Origin of the sequence: uncultured Tateyamaria sp. (genome assembly GCF_947503045.1) — a bacterium.
Classification (GTDB): Bacteria; Pseudomonadota; Alphaproteobacteria; order Rhodobacterales; family Rhodobacteraceae; genus Tateyamaria.
Genome location: NZ_CANNCF010000001.1, coordinates 1,049,921 through 1,070,993 on the forward strand (window position 1 = coordinate 1,049,921; position 21,073 = coordinate 1,070,993).

At 62.8% G+C, this 21,073-nt stretch carries 26 protein-coding genes and 2 tRNA genes; 13 read left to right on the forward strand and 15 right to left on the reverse strand.

Features of this window, described 5'->3' with window-relative positions:
- Positions 1 to 195: 195 nt before the first annotated feature.
- From Q1A89_RS05355 to Q1A89_RS05375, 5 genes are all read right to left on the reverse strand, one after another.
- Positions 196 to 270, reverse strand: a tRNA-Glu gene (locus Q1A89_RS05355).
- A gap of 88 nt (positions 271 to 358) precedes the next feature.
- Positions 359 to 2,098, reverse strand: a complete 1,740-nt coding sequence (gene recJ / locus Q1A89_RS05360; protein ID WP_299724663.1) for a single-stranded-DNA-specific exonuclease RecJ — start codon at positions 2,096 to 2,098, stop codon at positions 359 to 361.
- 49 nt (positions 2,099 to 2,147) lie between these two features.
- The gene (glpX, locus tag Q1A89_RS05365) at positions 2,148 to 3,116 is read right to left on the reverse strand and encodes a class II fructose-bisphosphatase (protein WP_299724665.1); all 969 of its coding nucleotides are present in this window, start codon (positions 3,114 to 3,116) and stop codon (positions 2,148 to 2,150) included.
- Positions 3,117 to 3,143: 27 nt separating this feature from the next.
- Entirely contained in the window at positions 3,144 to 4,430 is a 1,287-nt protein-coding gene (locus Q1A89_RS05370; RefSeq protein ID WP_299724667.1) for a homoserine dehydrogenase, read from the reverse strand.
- Positions 4,431 to 4,526: 96 nt separating this feature from the next.
- Positions 4,527 to 4,808, reverse strand: a complete 282-nt coding sequence (locus Q1A89_RS05375) for a hypothetical protein (RefSeq protein ID WP_299724669.1) — start codon at positions 4,806 to 4,808, stop codon at positions 4,527 to 4,529.
- Positions 4,809 to 4,921: 113 nt separating this feature from the next.
- On the opposite strand from Q1A89_RS05375, the gene Q1A89_RS05380 reads away from it, so the two are divergent.
- Complete coding sequence (locus tag Q1A89_RS05380) at positions 4,922 to 5,524, forward strand: TetR/AcrR family transcriptional regulator (protein ID WP_299724671.1); 603 nt, start codon at positions 4,922 to 4,924, stop codon at positions 5,522 to 5,524.
- 334 nt (positions 5,525 to 5,858) lie between these two features.
- Here the strand turns inward: Q1A89_RS05380 and Q1A89_RS05385 are convergent, their stop codons facing one another.
- From Q1A89_RS05385 to Q1A89_RS05410, 6 genes are all read right to left on the reverse strand, one after another.
- Entirely contained in the window at positions 5,859 to 6,287 is a 429-nt protein-coding gene (locus Q1A89_RS05385; RefSeq protein ID WP_299724673.1) for a hypothetical protein, read from the reverse strand.
- On the reverse strand, positions 6,287 to 6,709 hold the full coding sequence (locus Q1A89_RS05390) for an SRPBCC domain-containing protein (protein WP_299724675.1): 423 nt from the start codon (positions 6,707 to 6,709) through the stop codon (positions 6,287 to 6,289). Before Q1A89_RS05390 ends, Q1A89_RS05385 begins: the two co-directional genes overlap by 1 nt.
- On the reverse strand, positions 6,706 to 7,026 hold the full coding sequence (locus Q1A89_RS05395) for a metalloregulator ArsR/SmtB family transcription factor (protein WP_299724677.1): 321 nt from the start codon (positions 7,024 to 7,026) through the stop codon (positions 6,706 to 6,708). Before Q1A89_RS05395 ends, Q1A89_RS05390 begins: the two co-directional genes overlap by 4 nt.
- Positions 7,023 to 7,433 carry a cupin domain-containing protein gene (locus Q1A89_RS05400; protein ID WP_299724679.1) on the reverse strand — a complete coding sequence of 137 codons (411 nt, stop codon included), beginning with the start codon at positions 7,431 to 7,433 and terminating at the stop codon, positions 7,023 to 7,025. The genes Q1A89_RS05395 and Q1A89_RS05400 overlap by 4 nt, the downstream gene beginning before the upstream one ends.
- Before the next feature lie 113 nt (positions 7,434 to 7,546).
- Complete coding sequence (locus Q1A89_RS05405; protein WP_299724681.1) at positions 7,547 to 8,311, reverse strand: hypothetical protein; 765 nt, start codon at positions 8,309 to 8,311, stop codon at positions 7,547 to 7,549.
- Positions 8,308 to 9,582 (reverse strand): hypothetical protein, encoded by a 1,275-nt coding sequence (locus tag Q1A89_RS05410; RefSeq protein WP_299724683.1) that lies wholly within the window; start codon positions 9,580 to 9,582, stop codon positions 8,308 to 8,310. The genes Q1A89_RS05405 and Q1A89_RS05410 overlap by 4 nt, the downstream gene beginning before the upstream one ends.
- Positions 9,583 to 9,688: 106 nt before the next feature.
- On the opposite strand from Q1A89_RS05410, the gene Q1A89_RS05415 reads away from it, so the two are divergent.
- On the forward strand, positions 9,689 to 10,159 hold the full coding sequence (locus tag Q1A89_RS05415) for an MmcB family DNA repair protein (protein ID WP_299724685.1): 471 nt from the start codon (positions 9,689 to 9,691) through the stop codon (positions 10,157 to 10,159).
- Positions 10,160 to 10,163: 4 nt separating this feature from the next.
- On the opposite strand, the gene Q1A89_RS05420 is transcribed toward Q1A89_RS05415, so the two are convergent.
- From Q1A89_RS05420 to Q1A89_RS05430, 3 genes are all read right to left on the reverse strand, one after another.
- Entirely contained in the window at positions 10,164 to 10,748 is a 585-nt protein-coding gene (locus Q1A89_RS05420; RefSeq protein WP_299724687.1) for a ferric reductase-like transmembrane domain-containing protein, read from the reverse strand.
- 17 nt (positions 10,749 to 10,765) lie between these two features.
- Entirely contained in the window at positions 10,766 to 11,257 is a 492-nt protein-coding gene (locus tag Q1A89_RS05425; RefSeq protein WP_299724689.1) for a twin-arginine translocation pathway signal, read from the reverse strand.
- 126 nt (positions 11,258 to 11,383) lie between these two features.
- Positions 11,384 to 11,572: a DUF6324 family protein gene (locus Q1A89_RS05430; RefSeq protein ID WP_299724691.1), complete on the reverse strand. Its 189-nt coding sequence runs from the start codon at positions 11,570 to 11,572 to the stop codon at positions 11,384 to 11,386.
- 57 nt (positions 11,573 to 11,629) lie between these two features.
- Between Q1A89_RS05430 and Q1A89_RS05435 the strand changes: the two genes are divergently transcribed.
- Both Q1A89_RS05435 and Q1A89_RS05440 read left to right on the forward strand, forming a co-directional pair.
- Positions 11,630 to 12,136, forward strand: coding sequence for a GNAT family N-acetyltransferase (locus tag Q1A89_RS05435; RefSeq protein WP_299724693.1), 507 nt, complete (start codon positions 11,630 to 11,632; stop codon positions 12,134 to 12,136).
- Between the two features lie 43 nt (positions 12,137 to 12,179).
- A tRNA-His gene (locus Q1A89_RS05440) sits at positions 12,180 to 12,256 on the forward strand.
- 156 nt (positions 12,257 to 12,412) lie between these two features.
- Here Q1A89_RS05440 and Q1A89_RS05445 read toward each other — a convergent pair.
- Entirely contained in the window at positions 12,413 to 12,730 is a 318-nt protein-coding gene (locus Q1A89_RS05445) for a DUF6476 family protein (protein ID WP_299724695.1), read from the reverse strand.
- Here Q1A89_RS05445 and Q1A89_RS05450 point away from each other — a divergent pair.
- From Q1A89_RS05450 to Q1A89_RS05490, 9 genes are all read left to right on the forward strand, one after another.
- Complete coding sequence (locus Q1A89_RS05450; RefSeq protein WP_299724697.1) at positions 12,702 to 13,724, forward strand: RluA family pseudouridine synthase; 1,023 nt, start codon at positions 12,702 to 12,704, stop codon at positions 13,722 to 13,724. The genes Q1A89_RS05445 and Q1A89_RS05450 overlap by 29 nt on opposite strands.
- Positions 13,725 to 13,978: 254 nt before the next feature.
- Positions 13,979 to 14,875 carry an RNA polymerase sigma factor RpoH gene (gene rpoH / locus Q1A89_RS05455; RefSeq protein WP_299724699.1) on the forward strand — a complete coding sequence of 299 codons (897 nt, stop codon included), beginning with the start codon at positions 13,979 to 13,981 and terminating at the stop codon, positions 14,873 to 14,875.
- Positions 14,876 to 15,031: 156 nt separating this feature from the next.
- Positions 15,032 to 15,835 carry a transglycosylase domain-containing protein gene (locus Q1A89_RS05460; RefSeq protein WP_299724701.1) on the forward strand — a complete coding sequence of 268 codons (804 nt, stop codon included), beginning with the start codon at positions 15,032 to 15,034 and terminating at the stop codon, positions 15,833 to 15,835.
- A gap of 312 nt (positions 15,836 to 16,147) precedes the next feature.
- Positions 16,148 to 17,068 carry a hypothetical protein gene (locus tag Q1A89_RS05465; RefSeq protein WP_299724702.1) on the forward strand — a complete coding sequence of 307 codons (921 nt, stop codon included), beginning with the start codon at positions 16,148 to 16,150 and terminating at the stop codon, positions 17,066 to 17,068.
- 46 nt (positions 17,069 to 17,114) lie between these two features.
- Positions 17,115 to 18,101 carry a Gfo/Idh/MocA family oxidoreductase gene (locus tag Q1A89_RS05470; RefSeq protein WP_299724704.1) on the forward strand — a complete coding sequence of 329 codons (987 nt, stop codon included), beginning with the start codon at positions 17,115 to 17,117 and terminating at the stop codon, positions 18,099 to 18,101.
- 45 nt (positions 18,102 to 18,146) lie between these two features.
- Positions 18,147 to 18,416: a DksA/TraR family C4-type zinc finger protein gene (locus tag Q1A89_RS05475; protein WP_299724706.1), complete on the forward strand. Its 270-nt coding sequence runs from the start codon at positions 18,147 to 18,149 to the stop codon at positions 18,414 to 18,416.
- Between the two features lie 128 nt (positions 18,417 to 18,544).
- Entirely contained in the window at positions 18,545 to 19,612 is a 1,068-nt protein-coding gene (locus Q1A89_RS05480) for an AraC family transcriptional regulator (RefSeq protein WP_299724708.1), read from the forward strand.
- A gap of 75 nt (positions 19,613 to 19,687) precedes the next feature.
- Positions 19,688 to 19,846: a hypothetical protein gene (locus Q1A89_RS05485; RefSeq protein ID WP_299724710.1), complete on the forward strand. Its 159-nt coding sequence runs from the start codon at positions 19,688 to 19,690 to the stop codon at positions 19,844 to 19,846.
- Between the two features lie 253 nt (positions 19,847 to 20,099).
- Positions 20,100 to 20,948: a VPLPA-CTERM sorting domain-containing protein gene (locus Q1A89_RS05490; protein WP_299724712.1), complete on the forward strand. Its 849-nt coding sequence runs from the start codon at positions 20,100 to 20,102 to the stop codon at positions 20,946 to 20,948.
- Positions 20,949 to 21,073: the final 125 nt, after the last annotated feature.

The window sequence follows — 21,073 nt, forward strand, 5'->3', positions numbered from 1 at the left end:
TTCAGGGCGAGGATTGCGCCGACCTGTTCTTGGGTGTGAAAATTGATAGGCGTGCAGCCAATCCGCTGCGCGCCTTTTTTGATGCGTGGTGGCCTGTGTTGATTCTGTTTTTGGCGGCACGACGCAAAACGGCGCGCGCCGCGCGTGACTTATGCGTTTCATGTGCCGGAGAGCCACAGTCGCTTGGGCAAGCAATGGCATCCCGTAGGGGAATCGAACCCCTCTTTCCAGGTTGAAAACCTGGCGTCCTAACCGATAGACGAACGGGACACAAACTGTGTGCGGTTCTTTAGGCAATCGGGGTATTGGGCGCAAGCGGAAAAATCGCCCGTGCGCCAGATTGTCTGCGCTTATGCTGTCAGGCGGGCGCGGCGTCTTCGAGGCGCAGTTGCACGCTTTGTCGTCCCCGGAACGTGTTGATTTCCAGACGCCCCGCCAGATGAAATGCAGCGCCCCCGTGATCAGACAGGGCAGGACCCAACGGGCCGTCAAACGCGCCAAAGGCAATCGCATCGAGCCGCGCACCGCCCGGCGGTCCAAAGGTCAGTTTCAGGTGGCTTTCGCCCACCCGTTTGGCATAGCCGATCCGCATGCCCGCAAAGGCAAAGCGTGGCGCGGGCGCGCCTGCGCCAAAGGGCCCGGCGGCGTCGATCTGTTCCAGCAGGGCGACAGTGGCGGCCTCGGGCATCAGCGCCCCGCTCAGGCGCAAATCGGCAGGGCCAAGGGCGTCGGCGCCTTGCTTGACCAGCAGTTCTGACAGGCGGCTCATGGCCGCGTCGATCTTATCTTCGGCCACGGTCAGCCCGGCGGCCATCTTGTGCCCGCCGCCCTTGATCAGCAGCCCCTCGGTCGCCAGCCGCTGGATCGGTGCGCCAAGGTCGATGCCGGACACGGACCGGCCCGAACCCTTGCCGATGCCATCCTCGACCCCGATCACGATTGCGGGTCGGTTGGTCGCCTCTTTCAGCCGCGAAGCCACGATGCCGACAACGCCGGGGTGCCAGCCGGGGCCTGCTGCCCAGGCGAGGCCGCCGTCGATCCCGCGTTCTTCGGCCTGTGCAAGGGCGGCGGCGCGCACCGAAGCTTCGATATCGCGCCGTTCGGCGTTGAGCGTGTTGAGCCGTTCGGCCAATGCGGTGGCCTCGTGCGGATCGGAGGTGGCGAGCAGCCGCGCGCCCAGATCAGCCTGCCCGATCCGCCCGCCTGCATTGATGCGCGGCCCCAAAAGGTATCCGAGGTGATAGGGGGTGGGGGCCGTGTCCATCCCCGCCACATCGGCCAGTGCCACAAGGCCGGGGCGGTCACGGCGCGCCATCACGGTCAGCCCTTGGCGCACAAAGGCGCGGTTCACGCCCGTCAGCGGGGCGACATCGGCCACTGTGGCCAGCCCCACGAGGTCGAGCAGCGCCATGAGGTCGGGGCCTTTCGTGCCTGCTCCGCGCATCTGCCGCCCGGCCTCGACCAGCAGCAGGAACACGACCGCCGCGGCACAGAGATGCGCCAGTGCGCCATCCTCGTCCTGCCGATTGGGGTTCACCACACTGTGGGCAGGGGGCAGTGTCTCGGCCCCGAGGTGGTGGTCCAGCACAACCACATCCGCCCCCTTCGCCGCCGCGATGGGACCGTGGGAAAGCGTGCCGCAATCCACGCAGATGATCAGGTCGTGTTCGCCGGCGAGGGTCGCCATCGCCTCGTCATTTGGCCCGTAGCCTTCGTCGATACGGTCGGGCACATAAAGCGTCGCGGGACGTCCCAGATCGCGCAGCCACGTGAGCAGCAGGGCAGCAGAGCTGCCGCCATCCACGTCGTAGTCGGCAAAGATGGCGATGCGCTGGCGCTGGTTGACGGCCGCCAACACGCGAGTGGCCGCGCGCTCCATATCGCGCAGGCAGCGCGGGTCGGGCATCAGATCGCGCAAAGTCGGGGCGAGGTAGGCCTGCGCCTGCTCTGCCGGAACTCTGGCGCGGGCGAGGATGTGACAGACTGCGTGGGGCAGGGCGGTTTGCTGCACGAGTGCTTCGCTTGCGCGCGCAAGATCGGCCGCGGGGCCGACCCAACGCCGTCCGGTCAGCGAGTGTTCCACATCCAGAAACGCCACGCTGTCCCCTTTTTCGAAGTGTTCAATTCATGCGCCCGCGTGGGTGCGTTCAGACTGTGTGCACAGGTGTGCGGTAGTTGATGCGCCGCACCGAGCCGGTTTTCGAGCGCATCAGCAACGTCTCGCAGGTCAGCCAGCCGGGTTCGCGGTGCACTGCGGACAAGAGCGAACCCTCGGTCACGCCGGTTGCGGCAAAGATCACGTCTTGGGTCACCATGTCGTCGCGCCCGTAGACGCGGTTGAGGTCGGTGATGCCAGCCTTGGCGGCGCGCCCTTTCTCGTCGTCATTGCGGAACATGAGACGACCATAGATCTGCCCGCCCATGCATTTGAGGGCGGCGGCGGCCAATACCCCTTCGGGTGCGCCCCCTTCGCCCATATACATGTCGATGCCGGTGGAGGGATCGGCGCAGTGCATGACCCCGGCCACATCGCCATCGGTGATCAGGCGGATCGAGGCGCCCGTGGCGCGCACGGCGGCGATCATCGTCTCGTGGCGGGGGCGTTCGAGGATGCAGACGGTGATGTCAGCGGCTTCGCAGCCCTTGGCCGCGGCCAGTGCTGCGACCCGTTCGGCGGGGTCCATGTCCAGCGTCACGGTGTCGGCGGCAAAGCCGGGGCCGATGGCGAGCTTGTCCATGTAGACGTCGGGCGCGTGCAGCATCGAGCCCCGTGGCCCCATGGCGATCACGGTCAGGGCGTTGGGCATGTCCTTGGCCGTCAGCGTGGTCCCTTCGAGCGGATCGAGTGCGATGTCCACGCCGGGGCCGTTGCCGGTGCCCACCTCTTCGCCGATGAAGAGCATGGGCGCTTCGTCCCGCTCACCCTCACCGATGACCACAACGCCCGCGATATCCAGCAGGTTCAGTTGTTCGCGCATCGCGTTGACGGCGGCCTGATCGGCGGCCTTTTCATCGCCGTGCCCGACCAGCCGGGCCGAGGCGAGTGCGGCGGCTTCGGACACGCGGGCAAGGCCCAGTGACAGCATGCGGTCCTGAAAAATCGAAGTGGTGGTCATGGGCAAAGTCCTTTTTGGTAAATCGGCTCAGACGGATTCAATCCGCAGCACGACAGGGTCCGACAGCACGACATCGGTGGTTTTCATCGCGCTGATGGCGACATCGAGATCCGCGCGGGTGGTTTTATGGGTCACGATCAGCACCGGGGCCGAGGCATCCGAATGTTCGTATTGGCGCATCCGGTCGATACTGACCCCCGCATCCCCCAATAGGGTGGCGATCTTGGCCAGCGCGCCGGGTTTGTCGACCAGCGCCATGCGCAAATAATAAGGGGCAGGCAGAACGGCACTGGCGCGCTCGGCTGTGTCCAGAGTGGCGGCAGGCTGGCCAAAGACGGGCAGGCGCACCCCGCGCGCGATATCGCTGACATCGCCCATCACGGCACTGGCGGTCGGGCCTTCGCCCGCGCCGGGGCCGCGCAGCACGATCTGTTCGACGGCGTCACCCTCGATGGCGACCATGTTGGTGCCACCCTGCAACTGGCCCATGGGCGAGGTCGCGGGCACAAGGCAGGGCATCATGCGCTGTTCCAGCCCACGCCCCGTGCGCTGGGCCACGCCCAGCAGCTTGATCTTGAAGCCCATGTCGTCGGCATGGCGGATGTCGTCGATGCTGACCCGCTCGATGCCTTCCAGCTCGATCCCGTCGAAGTCCACCCGCGTGCCAAAGGCAATCGAGGACAGGATGGCCAGTTTGTGGGCCGCATCGATGCCGCCCACGTCCAGTTGTGGATCGGCTTCGAGGTATCCCAGCGCGTCGGCCTCGGCAAAGACCTCGGCGTAGGAGAGGCCTGCGCTTTCCATGCGGGTCAGGATGTAATTGCACGACCCGTTCATCACACCCACGATCCGCTTGATATCGTTGCCCGCGAGCCCTTCGGTCAGGGCCTTGATCACCGGGATACCCCCGGCCACGGCGGCTTCGTAGCGCAGGGAGACGCCTGCGGCCTCCGCCGCTTCGGCCAGCGCCTGACCGTGGATGGCGAGCATTGCCTTGTTGGCGGTGACCACGTCCTTGCCTGCGGCGATGGCCGCTTCGACCGAGGCCTTGGCCGGGCCATCGGTGCCGCCCATCAACTCGACATAGACATCCACATCATCGCGGGTGGCCAGGGCGACGGGATCGTCTTCCCAGGCATAGGCCGAGAGTGAGACGCCGCGATCCTTGTTTGCATCGCGCGCACTGACCGCAGTGATCGAGATGTCGCGCCCGGTGCGGGCGGCAAGCAGAGCACGGTGCTGGCGCACGATCTTGACCACGCCGATACCGACCGTTCCCAATCCGGCAATGCCGAGGCGCAGGGGTGCGTTCATGTCGGTGTCCTTTGTTTGTATCCGGGGCCGTTTCACGGGCTGTCGCTGGCGATGTAGCGGGTTCCGTGCAGGGGTGCAATTGCTGCGCGCACCTTGTCAGTTGCGCACTGTGTCGAGCCGGGTCTGATCGTCTGCACCCACGATTTCGCGCCGTTGCAAGGCGGCCGCGCGCGCGCGCAGGGCGGCGATACGTGCATCAAGCGCTGTTGTGGTTTCTTCGGGGTCCGTGCGGGTGGCGCCCCCCGCGCCCAACTGGGCAGAGGGCACAAAGTCGGGAAAGTCCGCGTTTTCCAGATTTGGTGGGACCGTGCCGTCAAGGTCGGGAAACTGCGTGCAGGCCGCAAGGGCCAGACAGAGGGTTAGGATCGCGCTGCGCATCACCTGGCAGGTCTCCGCTTGGGGCCGAAGTGTCGGGGAAAGTGATGCACCATGCACCGGGCCCGCGCAAGCGCCGCTTGGTTTTGAACAAGCGTTCAGTTAAACCAAGGCCCATGGCCCGCACCACAGGTTCCCATTCCGACATCACCGGCCCGCGCGTGCGCGCAGCGGCGCTGAAACTGTTTGCGCGTGACGGCTTTGCCGCCGTGTCGATGCGCCAGATTGCCCGCGAGGTCGGTGTGCAGGCGGGGGCGTTGTACAACTACACGCCGGACAAACAGACGCTGCTTTTTGATCTGATGCGCACCCATATGGAGGAGTTGCTGGAGGCGCTGCCTGCCCCTGCCGATGCCTCCGTCATGGACCGGCTTGAGGAGTTTGTGCGGTTTCACATCGCCTTTCACCACGAACGCCCCGATGCGGTGTTCATCGCCTACATGGAGCTGCGCAGTCTGGAGCCGGAGAACTTTGCCCGGATCGAAGCGTTGCGGCGGCGGTATGAAACGGCGCTGGAGGATATTCTCGCCGCGGGAGCAGCGCAGGATGTGTTTGTCGTGGCTGACACCAAGATCACCACGTTGGCCGTGATTGCGATGCTGACCGGCGTCACCACGTGGTTTCGCGCCGGTGGGCGGCTGAGCCTTGGGGCCGTGCAGGATCAGTATTGGGACATGGTGCGGCGCATGGTGACGCGCCCGCCCGGCGGGACTGTTTGACCCTGCGGGCCAAAGGCGCCCGCCCGCCGACCCGCAGGCCTGTTCTGAGGGGAAAGCGACGGGAACCACCACAGCCGTTTGGTTCTCTCATTCCCGAGGACCTGTATATACAGGTGGGTGCCAGGTAAACGGACCAGGATCCGCACAGAGCCAGCTCCCTCGGAATTGCTTAAGGCCACCGGAATGCAACCTGTCACGAGATGGGCAGAACCCGTCAATGAGGTAGATAGGGTGTCGGGTGCTGCGCGGCAATAGCGCTGTTGCGTCCTTGGGTGACGGGCCCTCCGGGGGGGATTTTTTGAAATCAGAGAAGGGGGCTCTGGCGGGTGTTGCGCTATGTGGTGTTGGGCGCGCCTTGTGCGCCGTTGAGGTGGTCGCGCAGGCTGGTTTCAAAGAAGTGCTGCCAGCCCCGCATGCAGATGTCGAAACAGGGCAGGGTGGGGACGAGGCCGCGATGGGTCAGTTGGATTTGGCTCCCCGTATCTGTGCCTGTGATCTGCCAGAGCAGCGTTGTCCCGACCCATTCGGCGCGGTCATCGACGCCGTCCATGATCATATGCGCATCCGTGCAGGTCCAGCTGAAGGCCGTGTCCGATCTTTCGGGATCAAAATGGAACGTGGCGTGGCTGTTGTTGAAACGGGTGGTAAAGCCTGTGTCTGTGCGTTCGATCCGTGTCGACCACCACTGTTCCAGATCGTGTGTGATGGCGTGCGCCGCCCGATCCAGCGGCGCAGTGGTTGTGATGGTGGCGCTGTAGTCCATCAGTCGTCACCACCGTGCAGGGCAGCGCGCATCTGCATGAAGTGGTCGTCCCAGCCCTTGTCGAGCGCGAGGGTCAGGCCAAACGCTTCGGCCCCTTGTGGCAGGCCCTCATGTTCGAGCGACAGTTCCGTCCCGCCCGGCACATCGCGCAGGTTCCATTTGACTGTGCTGGTCGCGTCGCCCATTGGGCCGACCGTGAACGTGTATTCCAGGTAGTCGGGTGCGCGTGCGGCGATCACCTCACCCCGGATCAGCAGATCGCCACTGGTGGTGCCGAACATTTCCAGCTTTTCGCCCTGTGCCAGCGCGGATTTCGGCGCGTGGAACCATTTTGCCAGATGTTCGGGCTGGGTCAGGTAGTCCCAGACCATGGCCCGTGGTGCCTTGAGGTAGATGGTTTTGCGCAGCTTCGTGTCGGTCATTGGATGTCCTTTTCAATGGCGGTTTTGAGGGCAGCGAGGCGGTCGTCCCAGAAGTGATCGAAGATTTCGAACCAGGACAGGACCGGCGCGAGGCCGATGGGGTTGAGGCGATTGATACGTTCGCGGCCGCGTGGTTCGACCTGGATGAGGCCGCCATCGCTGAGCACTGTGAGGTGCTTTTTGACAGCGGCGCGGGTCATGTCGAAGCGGTCTGAGACCTGCGCAATTGTCATGTCCTCGTGGCTGAGCAGGCGCAGGATGTCGCGCCGCGTCGGGTCTGCCAGCGCGCGAAAGGCGTTTTGGGCCGGATCGCTCATGGCTGCACCGGGACAAAGTCAAAGGCGCCGTCCTGATAGAGCATCGTGACGCAGGGCGTGTCCGACACGCAGGACGAGATGTGAGGCAGGTGGGCTGGCACATGGTAGTAGCTGCCCGGCCCGATGATTGTCGGGTCTTTCTGACCGAGCGTGGCGTGAGTCATTTGCCCTTCGACCATCACGCCGAACATGTCTGCAGATTTCACATGGGGCGGGCTGATGGTGCCGCCGGGCAGGCGCACCATGGCAAAGTAGGCCTCGCTCCATCGGTCCCCGGAGAGGGCGGCAAAGGCGACCCCTTCCGGGGTGGTTTCCCAAGCAAGGGACTGGGGCGGCGCGACGGTGATATCGGGGTCTGCAAGCGCAGGTGTGGCTGCGGCGATCAGGGCGAGGGCAAGATGTTTCACGATGGGGTCCATTCTTGTGATACCGTTTGGTTTCACTACGATGGAGTACCAAATGGTATTATGTCAAGGCGTGAAATTGCACTTTATGTGCTGCATTAATTTGGAAGCTTAGATTATTGATTTTCAGTCAGGAAATTGTATTTTTCTAACTCGTCTGGCAAAAGCACATAGATTTCATCCGGCGGTGTCGACAGCGCATGCTGCATTACCAGCGGGTCGATTCCCATCTCGTCGAGATAGGTCATGACCTCGCCCTGACCGCGCTGGATGTCCTCGACCGCGAAGGCGGCGGGCAAGAATGTGTTTTCGCCGAAATAGTGCTGATGGACGCCCACCGAAGCGTCGTTAGAGATGTCCCGTTTGGTGCCAGCGGCCAGCAGATACGGGCAGGCCGAATAGCAGAATTCGCCCGCCAGCATCTGGGTGTCGATCCCTTGGGCGCGGATATGCCGTCCCAGTGTCAGCGCGTCACCGACCGAGCCGCCAGGGCTTTGCAGGATCAGTGTCTCGGGGGCGGGGTCGGCCGCTTCAAGCAGCCCGATCAGGCGCTCGGCGTCGCCGGCACGAATGCCGCCTTCGAGCCGGTAAGTTGTCCCATCTGACACACTCAGCACCAGACGGTCGGGCAATTCGCCGGGATCGCGCGCGGGCTGCACCACGGGGCGGTCGCGGTCGGGGCGGAAGGTGCGCCGCTGGTCGCCGGGGCGCACGGGTTCGGTCAGGCGCGGGGCGTCGGGACCGAAGCTTGGCAGGCGCAGCCCTTGCATGTCGCCGATCACCAGCAGACCGCCAAGGCCGAGTTGAAAGATCAGGATGCCCATGAGCACCCGCGCCACGGGGCTGCGCTGTTTGGGTAGGGTGTCTTGCGTGTCGTTCATTCGGCGGCCCGGTGCGGCACTGGTCGCGGCGCGGGCATATCGCGCTCGTGCATCGTGTCCTCGACCTCGCGCATGGCCGCCATGGCAGCGCGCAATTCGGCGAGGGTCAGCGTGTCTTCGATGGCGGTGCCTTCGCGCCCGCCGCGGATCGCGGATTGGGTGATGGCGAGGATGAAGACCAGCACGGCTGGCAACAGATCGATGGCGATGGCCCCGGCCCAGGACGGCACGAAATTGCGCGCATATAGGATCACGGCATCCGCTGAGGAAATGGGTGTATAGGTCACGTCCGTGACCGGCTGCATCGCCTGCACGGCTTGGGCGGCGCGTTCGAGCGTGGTGGCGCGTTGGGCGAGCACTTCGAGCACGGAAGAGATGGTCGCCGCCTGATCGGCGCGCCCTTCGGTGGTGGAGCCGTCAAGTTCGGGCAGCACCACGGACGCGGCGAGGTCTTGTGCGGCCCGTTCGACCAGAGGGGCCACGGACAACTGGCGCAATTGAGTGATCAGGCCAGCGAGGCGCACGGCCTGTTCGGAAAATTCGACGCTACGCGCCTCGACCGGGCCGGGTTCGACGGTGAGGGCGCGCATGCGCGACAGGATCGCGTTGCCTTCGGTAAAGGACGCCTCGACCAGCGGAGTTTGCGCGCTGATCTGCCCTTCAAGCCCCGAAAGCTCCGCCGCCTTTTGTCGCAACACGCGGAAAACGGCACCCCGGCCTGCGAGGCCCGACAGCGAGCCTGCCGCCTCTTGCTCGCTCAGATCCTCGAACGACTGGCGCACGCGCGCCACATCCCGTTCCAGCGATTGCGCGGTCAGGGCGACCTCGTGGGCGCGCTCAAGACTGACCTGATAGTCCTGCACGGTCTTGGCCAGATGCTGTTCGACGGCCGCCGATCCGGCGAGGGCAGCCGCGTTTAGCCATGACGACATCGCCACAATGGCAAGCGAGCCTGCGCCCATGGCCACCATCAACCCGATCCGCGCACGTGCCGAACGCACGGCGGGAAAGAGGCGCATCATGTAGGACCAGAAGACAAAAATCCCCACCGACACAGCCACCGAATAGGCGATGGCCGCAAAGACCGACATGGCGCCGTTTTCATCAAGCAGCGAGGACACCCCGAGATAGGTATAGATGCCCGACGCCGTGGCCAGCACCCCAAGGGCAGTGCCCGAAAACGTATCGAGCCATCCCAGATGCCCCTCAAGCTCGCGCGCATAGCGCACGCCGCGGGCTTGCGCCTCGGTCAGGCGGGTGTCGTTGGTCATGTCGCTCCCCCGGTTGGTTGGGGATAAGGTAGGCGCACAAGGGTCTTACGCCAAGGCCCCGCGATGTGCGCTTGCTTTTGTTCAGGTTTTGTTCATATTTGTGAACATGCAAAATGTCCTCGATCCCGCCCCTTTGGCGCCCGACCTCATGCCCGGCCAGTTGCTGGCGCGCGGCGTGGCGCGTCATCTGGCGAGCCTTGGCTGGGTGAGCGTCGAGGAGCTGGTGCCTGCGCGCGGTTTGCGCGTTGATGTGATGGCCCTTGGCCCCAAGGGCGAGATCTGGGTGATCGAGTGCAAATCCAGCCGCGCCGATTTCATGAGCGATTCCAAGTGGGAGGGGTATCTTGAGTGGTGTGACCGGTTTTTCTGGGCCGTGGACGGAGATTTCCCAGTTGATCTGCTGCCCGAGGACAGCGGGTTGATCATTGCCGATGCCTATGACGCCGAAATCATCCGCATGGCCCCCGAGGACAAGCTGGCCGCCGCCCGGCGCAAGGTCATGGTGCAGAAATTCGCCACCCATGCGGCGCGTCGGTTGCACAGCTTGCGCGATCCGGGCGCGGGGCTGGGCTGGTAACGGGCTAGCGCCCTTGACCGTATCGCCTCCACAAGACCCAGGCCAGACTGACGGCGGCAGTCGCACAAAGCGCCAGTTTCGAATACCAGCCCATCGTGCCTTCGATCTGCACGGCATGGATGATGGTTGCGGCAACAATCAGGATCGCAAGACATGTATGCACGGCCCGCCATACGCGCGGTGGCAGGCGCAGGCGGCGCCATGTGGCGGCCAGCAGTGCGGTGGCCAGAATGGCCCACATCCCCACCACCCCGTAGACCGAAAACGGAGTGGGCGAGACCAGCAGCAGCGCATCTAGCGCATCCGGCGGACTGGTCAGGTACAGGCCACCGACGTGCAGGCCCACAAGGATCAGCAGGCTGGCGCCCAGCCGTTGGTGCCACTTGCGCTGCTGTGGCGGCGCGATATCGGGCATACGCCCGCGCGCCAGCAACGGTTGCAGGGTCAAGAGGCCAAGGGCCGCGACTCCGGCAAGGCTCGCCACCACATAGGCCGCGTTACGGCTGGCTTGCAGTGGGCTGCTTGCGGCGATTGCAAGCGGAACAAGCACCAAAAGGGCCAGCCCGCCCCAGATCGCAACTCTAGCCATTGCGCTGTGCGTCTGGATCAGGCCGGGGCAAGGACGAAATCGGCGGCCACGCTGGTGTCGGAGGCGCTGGGCATGACCGGGCGCAGGAACACGGTTTTAAAGTCCGGATCGTCATAGGCCAGATGCGCGTGGGGCTGGCCAAAGTTCGGAACGATCTGCTCCATTTCGAGGCGGTAGCTGCCGTCCGCTTGCGTCAGCACGCTGCCGTGGTTGCGCGGCTCGCGCTCTCCGCCCAGCGTGGTGGCGGCCCAGATCTGGATGCGCACACCGCTGAGCGGGGCACCATCCGTCGCCGCGCGTACGCTGCCATAGACGAAAAAGCCGCTGCCGAGCTTGTCGACCAACGGTGCGTTGGGGCGGTAGTTGTTGCTGCCCCCGCGCATGGTTTGTGTGGGTTCAAGCGCCGTTGCCGCACGGGCGGGCCGGATCAGGGCAGGGGCGGCAAGGCTGGCGGTAAAGGCGGTGGCACCGATCAGAAGGGACCGGCGGGATGGGTCGGGGCGATGCATCTTGTCTTTCCTTGGTATGTGCGTTGGGCGGAAGTGTAGCGCAATGCGCGTGCAGAAACAGCCCGCCTTACGGGGTTGTGAGCGGTGCAGGCGCGGTGTCGCCTGAAATCTGGGAAAGAGTGAGGTCTAGCGAGAGATCGCGGCGGCTGCCTTGGCGGCGGCGCGGATTTCATCAGCGATTTCGTTGGCCTCGTCCGGGTCAAAGTCCATCGGAATCTCGACGCCCTTGGATTCAACGTAGATGCGCACCATGCCCTGATCTGTCGGGCCGATCTGCATGTTGGCTTCGATGTCGCGTTCGCTGTTGATACCCATACTCGCCTCCGGGTTGACGTGCGGTGTCTGCTAGCCCGTGTGGGCTTGAAAGGCAAGATGAGCAAAGGCAGGGTGCGGGGCATGAGTGATGTGACCCTGCGCCCGTTCGAACCGCGTGATGTCGACTGGCTGGTCGAGCGTCACGCGACCCTTTATGCGCAGTCCGAGGGGTTTGACGAGACGTTCGGCCCCTTGGTGCGTTCGATCCTTGACGGGTTTGTTGCGGATCATGATGAGGCCTGTGAGGCGGGCTGGATTGCGATGGACGGCGCGGACCGTCTGGGGTCGATCTTTTGTGTGCGCCATGATGAGAGCACGGCCAAGCTGCGCCTGTTTCTGCTTGTCCCCGAGGCGCGTGGGAAGGGAGTGGGCCGCCTGTTGCTGGAGCGTTGCATGGGGTTTGCCCGCGAGGCCGGATATGCCGGTATGCAGCTTTGGACTCACGAAAGCCATCGTGCAGCCTGTGCCCTTTACGTCCGTACGGGCTGGAGCCTGACCGAGTCGCATCCGGTCCATTCCTTTGGGCAGGATCTGGTGGAGCAGACGTGGATTTATCGCTTTTGACGGTCTTGCAATCGGGCTTTGCGAGGGGTATTTGAGCGTCAGTGCCGCCTTAGCTCAGTAGGTTAGAGCGCTTGATTGTGGATCAAGAGGTCCCTGGTTCGAGACCAGGAGGTGGTACCACTCCTTTTTCTCAAAGCGAAAAAGAGTGGTTGTGGGGTTAAGAGTGTTTGCAAGGCAAACGCGCGGCCCCACACAGATGATCCATAAAGCCCGTGTTTTTTTCGTGTCGCCCGGTGCACTCTTTGCTGTCGCAAATTCGCCCACCCGCCGGCCCGTTTACTCCAGCACGATTGTCTGGCGCAGTGTCCCTGTCACCTGATCATAGATCAGAATCTCGTCGTCTTCGGTCACCACGCCGAACCAGTCTGAGCCCACGGTAAAGGCCGTCGCGGTCGCCCCGTCGGGCAGCGTCACCCGGTCAGGCAGGGTCAGGGATGCCGGTGCTTCATTCAGGCGGATGACAAGCAGCGAGACCACCGTTACAACGCCGCCAATCATGATGACGGTCAGCACCGTCACCAATCGCCGCAGGAACCGCAGATTTGCCGGTTCAATAGGGATCTCGATGTCGTCCAACCGCCTGTCCTTTGTCATTGCGGATGATCCGCCCGCACGTCTTGATAAGGCGATTGCGCGCGACGTGCCAGAGGGCGCGGCCCTGTCGCGCACCCGGCTGGCCAAGCTGATGGCCGAAGGGGTGGTGACAGTCGATGGCGCCGTGGCGACCGACCCCAAGGCCCGTGTGGCCGCCGGGGCCGTGATCCGCGTCGAGATGCAGGAGGCTCAGGAGAGCCACATCCTGCCCGAGCCCATCCCGCTGGACGTCGTTTACGAGGACGGTGATCTGATTGTGGTCAACAAACCTGCGGGCATGGTGGTCCACCCGGCCCCCGGCTCGCCCTCTGGCACGCTGGTCAATGCGCTGATGCACCATTGCGGCGACGATCTGTCCGGGGTGGGGGGCATGAAACGCCCGGGCATCGTGCATCGCATCGACAAGGACACCAGCGGGTTGCTGGTTGTTGCCAAGTCCGACGCCGCCCATCACGGGCTGGCCGCTCAATTCGCCGCCCACACGGTCGAGCGGTACTATCGCGCGCTGGTTTATGGTGTGCCGGACGCCAATGATCCACGCCTGCGCGGCATCAAGGGGGCGAGTTTCGAGCCGGGCAATGTGCTCAAGCTCACCACGCAACTGGCCCGCCACAAGACTGACCGACAGCGGCAGGCGGTGCTGTTTCAGGGCGGGCGGCACGCGGTGACGCGTGCGCGCCTTGTGGCCCGCTATGGCACGCCCGAGGTGTTGGCGCAGGTCGAATGCTGGCTGGAAACCGGGCGTACCCACCAGATCCGCGTGCATATGGCCCATGCGGGCCACGGCCTTGTGGGTGATCCTGTCTATGGCGGGCGGCGCAAGCTGGCGCGTGGCGCGCTGAGTGAGGCGGCGGCGGAGGCCATTGCGGGATTTGGCCGTCAGGCGCTGCACGCGGCGGTGTTGGGTTTCGTGCATCCGGTGTCGGGTGAGGCCATGCGCTTTGAAGCGCCCTTGCCAGAGGATTTTCAGGCCCTGCTGGATGTGCTTGGCTGAACGTGCGGACCCCATTCTGTAACAATTCGAGTTCGAAACCGGTCGGTACAGAACAGAAATCCCGAATTTGACCCCGTTTTTGCAACGAACAGCACATGCGCGTGAGGGCACAGTCGTGGCCCTGCCGTCCGCCCTTCGCATATGTCAGATTACGAACAAGCGCTTTTGCCCTTGTCGGGGCGCGGGCGCGGACCCATATAGATGTTAAGCCCATAAACATCCCCGAAAAGGATGGGGCATTCAGGAGGGACCACATGGCCAATTACGCAAATCTGCCCGCTCCCACGCCAGAAGGTGGGTTGAACCGGTACATGCAGGAAATCCGCAAGTTTCCGCTGCTGGAGCCCGAAGAGGAATACATGCTGGCCAAGCGCTGGGTCGAGGAACAGGACACTGAGTCCGCCCACCGCATGGTCACAAGCCACCTGCGCCTCGCTGCCAAGATCGCCATGGGCTATCGCGGCTATGGCCTGCCACAGGCCGAGGTGATTTCCGAGGCCAATGTGGGCCTGATGCAGGCGGTCAAACGCTTTGATCCCGAAAAAGGGTTTCGTCTGGCGACCTATGCGATGTGGTGGATCCGCGCCTCGATCCAGGAATATATCCTGCGCTCGTGGAGCCTTGTGAAGCTTGGCACAACATCGGCTCAGAAAAAGCTGTTCTTCAACCTGCGCAAGGCCAAGAACAAGATTGGCGCGTTGGAAGAGGGCGATATGCGGCCCGAAAACGTACAACGGATTGCGACCGATCTGGGCGTGACCGAAGCCGAAGTCATCAGCATGAACCGCCGTCTGTCGGGCGGGGATGCGTCGCTGAACGCGACCGTCGGCTCCGAAGGCGAAGGGACCATGCAATGGCAGGACTGGCTTGAGGACGAAAGTGCCGATCAGGCGGGCGACTACGAGGCGCGCGACGAGTTGGAAGTGCGCCGCGAGATGCTGGCCGAGGCACTGGATGTGCTCAATGACCGCGAAAAGGACATCCTGACCCAGCGCCGTCTCGCCGAACAGGTGATCACGCTGGAGGACCTGTCCGAGCAATACGGCGTCAGCCGCGAACGTATCCGCCAGATCGAGGTCCGTGCATTTGAAAAACTGCAGAAAAAGATGCGCGAGATCGCGAGGGCCAAGGGGTTGATGGCGACAGCCTGACCTTCTTATGCTACGGTTTTGGAAAGGCCCCGCCGGTTGCGCGGGGCCTTTTTTCGTTGAGAAATGATATGCGTCAGGCGCGCGTTGACGAATGCGCGGCAAGTGTGTCCGCGCCTTCGGTTTGTTCCGTTCCAGGTGCTTCGAGGTGATGGCGCCATGAAAGGCGGCTCCGAGCCCAAAATTCTTGACGCAGCATGCACTGCAATTGGCCGCTTCGAAAATTTCGTGGCAGGTTGGAGCGATGCGCGACCACTGATATGTTTCGCAGAACAGTGCTCGGGGCGAGATAGTGTGAGAATGAAGCGCTTTGCGAAATATTTTGCGTTCTTGGTCGTTCTCTGCGTCGCCGCTGGTTTTGGATATGGCGTGATGGGTTACCGGGACGCGGTACGTCAGTCGGACGAATACGCCGAGCGGGCAAGAGCACTGATCGCGGGTGGTCGTGGGCCAGCGAGGTTAGGTGCCGAACGTCTCCGGCAACTTATCCTGGTGCAAGACCCCGGATATCTCGAGCATTGGGGTCTCGACCTTTCGACACCAGGTGCCGGGCTGACAACGATCTCTCAATCGCTTTCCAAACGCCTGGGGTTCGATGATTTTCAACCTGGTATCGGAAAGATACGCCAAACCGGTTTTGCTTTGGGCCTGGAAAGCCGCCTCGACAAGGATCAGATACTGACGCTTTGGCTTGATACCGTCGAAATGGGGCGCGGTCCTGACGGCTGGATGACCGGGTTTTTCCATGCAAGTGATAACCTCTACGGCAGGCCTCCGGTAAATCTGACAGATTACGAGTTTCATCGCCTCCTCGCTGTTCTCATTGCACCAGGTCAGTACCGACTGCTCGAAGACGATCAGTCGCTTGAGGAGCGTGTTTCTAGGATCGCCAGGCTCGTGTCGGGAAATTGCAGTCCCAATGATCAAAGAGATGTCTGGCTTGTGGGTTGCGCAGCGTCCTAGAGCATCGTGCAAATACTATTGATTGATTTCTAACACTTAAGAGCGGACATTCCGAGGTGATGGTCGAATGCTCGCTTCGTCCGGCTCAACAGATTGCTGCTAAACCATAAATATTGGAATCGCAGCGCATCTCCATCATCCTTCGTCGGATCCTTTTCTGGAACATTGAGGCAAGCTTGGTAATCCGCTTCATATCCGCCGGGCCGCGTTTTGGTAAATCGGCCCACTGGGGGGATAACAGAATAGATGAGACTTGCGCGTGTGATCCGGGCCGGGTTTTGATTTGCCCCTCTTGCAGGTAGCGTCCTGTCCATGACGCAGATGGTGTTTCACGTGCCGCGCAGTTGGCTGAGTTTCAGGGGCGAGGGGTTGGCGCCGTTCTATCTGCGCCTGATTGAGGGGCTGGAGGCGCGGGATGTGTCTTACGCCGTCGAGGTGCTGGACCGGGACGCCCTGCCGGACCGGTTGATGCGTGATGAGGCCGTTCACGTGGTTCATCATGGCCGCTTTGCCCATCCGCGCGTGCGCAATGCGGATGTCGCCTATATCTACCCGTTCTGGAATTTTGATCCCAAGGGCATCCGCGCCTTTTCCTCGATCGCGGATATGCCTTTTGAGCAGAACAGTATTGACCCGGACATTGCCCGTCCGTTTTTTCGTCGTTTGCGCAAGCGGATGGTGGGCAAGCGCACGTCGCGCTATGCCCAGCCCGACGCGGTGAGCGATCTGGGCCCGGTTGCAGCGGCCGTGTTCCTGCAATCGGAAGGGCACCGGGTGGTGGGGGAGACCTGCTATCTCGACCGGTGGGAAATGTTGGATGGGGTTTGTGCAGCTCTTGACGGCCCCATTGTCGTCAAACCGCACCCCCGCGACCGCGATCCGGCGACGCAAGCCGGGCTGCGGGAACGCCTTGCTCGCTTTCCGCATCTGCGCGTCAGCGACGGCAACATCCACGATCTGATCGCGGCGGCTGCACGGGTGGTGACCATCAACTCGGCCGTTGGAATCGAAGCCTACCTGCATCGCACGCCCGTTGTGTTGTGTGGCCAGTCCGATTTTCATCACATCGCGGATGTGGCGCGCTCGGGTGCCGACCTGGCTGCGATCCTGGGTCGACGCCCGCGCAAACGCGCCTATGACAAGTTCATCTGGTGGTATTTTGCCGATCAGTGTCTGAGCAGCGTGGACGGTGATCTGGCGGACCGGGTGATGGCGCGCTGCGGGTTGAACTGACCTGTCTGGCCGCTATGGTGGCGCTAACAAGCGCGAGGAGAGTGATATGGGCGAACCGGTGAGATGGGGTATTCTTGGGGCGGCGAATTTTGCCCGCCAACACATGGCTCCGGCCATTCATGCCGCAAAGGGCGCGAAACTGGTGGCGCTGGCGACCTCGAGCCCGGCCAAGGCCGATGGGTTCAAGGCGTTCTGCCCGGACCTGTTTGTCCATGACAGCTATGACGCGCTGCTCGCCGATCCGGGCGTGGACGCGGTCTATATCCCGCTGCCCAACCACCTGCATCTGGAATGGTCGCTCAAGGCGCTTGCCGCAGGCAAGCACGTGCTGTGCGAAAAACCGATGGCGATGGCGGCGGACCAATATGAGGAGCTGATCGCGGCCCGCAATGCCTCGGGCTGTTTCGCAACTGAAGCCTACATGATCGTGCACCACCCCCAGTGGCAGCATGCCCGCGCGCTCTATCAGGAGGGGTCCATTGGCGACCTCATCCATGTCGAGGGGCTGTTTTGCTATGACAACGGTTCTGACCCCGGCAATGTACGCAACAAGCCTGACACCGGCGGTGGCGGCATTCCAGACATCGGCGTCTATACCTACGGTGCCACCCGCTGGCTGAGCGGGGAAGAACCCGACACCATCACCCACGCGGATGTGGATTTCGAGAACGGTGTGGACGTGCTGGCCCGCGTCTCGGCCCGGTTCCCGTCCTTTTCGGCGCATTGGGTCAACTCGATGCGGATGCACCCGTTTCAACAGATGACTTTTGTCGGCTCGAAAGGCGTGATCAAGCTGACGGCCCCGTTCAATGCGGGCGTGTCCAGCACTGCGCGGGTCGAGTTGCAGGACAATATGGCGCACCCCCCCGTGATGACCGAAACCCGCTATCCGGGCGTGAACCACTACGTGCTGCAGGTCGAAGCCTTTGGCGCACATGTGCGCGACGGAGCTGCTTATCCCTGGACCCTTGAGGATGCGCGCAGCACGCAGGCAATGATTGACGCGATCTTTGCAAAGGTCAATTCTGGCTGATGTGCCCGGTGCGGCACGTTTGACCGGCAGGAGGCATGTGGGATCATGGCAGGAGGATGGGCCAAGGACGGCGCGGTGTCAGAACAGATCGAAGCCTCGATCTCGGACGAGCTGGCGCGCATGAAAGCGCGGCGCGCGCCAGTGGGCGAGAGCCTGACCCATTGCGCCGAATGCGAAGAGCCGATTCCCGAGGCCCGTCGTAAGGCCCTGCCTGGGGTCAAACTGTGCGTGGACTGCGTGGCCGAACGAGATGCGGAATATCAGCGGCGCGGTGGGATCAATCGGCGTGGGAGCAAGGATTCACAGCTCAAGTGACGCGGAGTGCGCGGCTCCAAGTCGCCGATTTTCGGAATCGGCGCGTCTTTTTCAGAAATTGGCGCGCGTCCTGCCGCTCAATCGTTTAAGATCGGGTCAGCAATTCGGGCTGTCGAAGGGGTGAGTCCATGATCTACCTTGACCTTGCACTGCGCGGCGGTGGCATCACGCTGTTGCTCTTGCTGGCGTTTCTGCTGTGGCGCGCACCCATCGGGCTGGAAGGCCGGGTCGCCGTGACGGCCCTTGCCATATCCAAGGCCGCCTTTCTGATCACGACCGCGGCCATCCCGCTGGATCTGCCGCCGCTTGTTCTGTCCAACATCACCTTTCTTTCCGTTCTGACGCCCGCGGCGATCACATGGCTGATCGTGAGCATATTCCTTGATCCGCCATGGTGGCGGTGGCCGTGGATTGCGGCAGGTCTGGCAACGTCCGGCGCGCTTTATGCACACACGATGTTTCCCGAAACGACGCCCTATTGCCTGACGATGGGCGTGGGGCTGTATGGGGCGCTGTTCCTGCTTGCGCTTTGGTCGGCGCGGGATGATCTGGTGGAATGCCGATGCCGGGCGCGGCCGGGCTTTGCCTCTGCAATTGCGGGGCTTGCGCTGTTTTTGACCGGGGCACAAGCGGTTGGAGCCCTTGAGGAAGGCACAGTCGTGCTCGCACTGTTTCAGGCCATCGGGGTCTTTGCCGTCACACTGGCCTTTGCGATCTGGCTGTTACGCCCCGATGCCGACCGCTGGCCGGGAGAGCAGGAACCAGTGGCCGATACGGCGCGTCCTTCGCCCGAGGATGCGCTGGATGCAGCCCTGATTGCGCGGATCAATGCGGCGATGGCCGGTGGGATCTGGCGCGAAGAGGGGCTGACAATCGGGGCATTGGCCAATTCGCTTGCCGTGCCCGAACACCGTCTGCGTCGGGCGATCAATCAGGGCCTCGGCCACCGGAACTTTTCCAGCTTCATCAACCGGGCGCGCATTGATGCCGCACGCACGACGCTGCAGGACCCGGCGCGGATGAACACCACCGTGCTTGAAATCGCCTATGATGTCGGCTTTGCCTCGGTTGGTCCTTTCAACCGGGCCTTCCGCGCCGAAGTGGGCCAAAGCCCGACCGAATACCGGCGCGCCGCGATGTCGGGCACCTTTGCCGATTCTGAAAATTCCGCGCCGATCGTTGCAAACCTGCACTGATTTTCGAATGCGGCGCGCGGTGCGCCACTTCCATGGGCATCTCTTGGGTATCGATCCAACCACAGGAGATGACCCATGCGTGAACTTGCCCTTGCCTTTCTGATTGCCGTCGCCAGCTATGGCCCCGTTCAGGCGATGGGGAACGTGACAATGCCCCCGTCGACCTATCCCGCGCCGGACGCCTTTTGCGGCTTTATGCAGCCCTGTTCCGGCAAGGCCGCCCAAAAGCGGTAACAAGAACGACTTGATGTGACATGTGGTGGGCGGCGTCGCCCATCACCTTCCCGAATTTCCGCGCAGATGCCCGGACGACTTCGCGGGCGCCCTCACTGCTATTCCCGCAAACAGCGAATTAAGGGATGATATTGCAGATCGATACCTGCAATTTCAGGTCGATTGGACATTCCCTTTCCAAAATGCGACCTAACTTTGGTCAGGGCGTAAGGGAAACGCGCCCCGGGGGTATTAATGGGGAAAGGGAATTTACGTGACACAATTCAATTCAACCTGGCTCGCCACGGCGGGTGCGGCTGCGACTGTGCTGGCCTTTACGGCGATGAGCGCCTCGGCGGCGTCGGTCACCAGCAATGCGATCTTCGGGTCTGGCAATGCCAATGGCGGGTTCACGATTGACACGGGCATCTATGGCGACCCTGTCGTTCTGGGGAATGATCTGCCCGTCGCTGAGCTGGGTTTGCGGGCCAAACTTCGCTTTGACGAGAACAACCAGCCGCAGAACGAATTCAACTACGACGGTGTCGACACCTACACGTTTACCGCTGGCTTGCCTCCGTCCGGTTTCGGATTTGCCCCCGGCAGCACGGGCACGGCGACATGGAACTTTGAGTGGAGTATTGGGTCCGACAGCCAGTTTCCCGGACTTCCGCTGGAGAATGTCACGTCGGTCAACGCGCTGACCTATGAGTTGCGCATTGACGGGGATGCAGGCGCGGGCACTGATTTCCTTGTTTTTGATCCGATCAACGTGCCCTTTGCGGATCATTCCTTTGGCACGTCTGTGACCGGTGCGGGGGCAGGGGTCGAGGCCGTAGATGGGGCGGATTATGCCAACCTGATCGCGACAAGTTCGCTGGCCCAGAATTCGTGGAACTACGAATTCTTCAACAATCCCGGCTCGCCGCTGGCGTTTTTTGATGCGCGCAATGCGGGCAGCTACCGGATCGAGCTTGAGGCCTTTTCGAACGGCGTGAGCATTGCCAGCACGGGGATCAACGTCAATGTCGTGCCTGCCGTGCCGCTGCCTGCTGGCCTTGGCCTTCTGCTGGGCGGTCTGGGCGTCTTTGGTCTGATGGCACGGCGTCGAAAGACGGCCTGAACCGTCACCAGCGTTTGAAATGACAAGGGCGACTCCAGCGCGGGGTCGCCTTTTTTCGTGCTGGGATGCAATGAACGGGGGATACGTGCGCTGAGCCGCGTGCGGCTTAACGCGCTATCAACCAA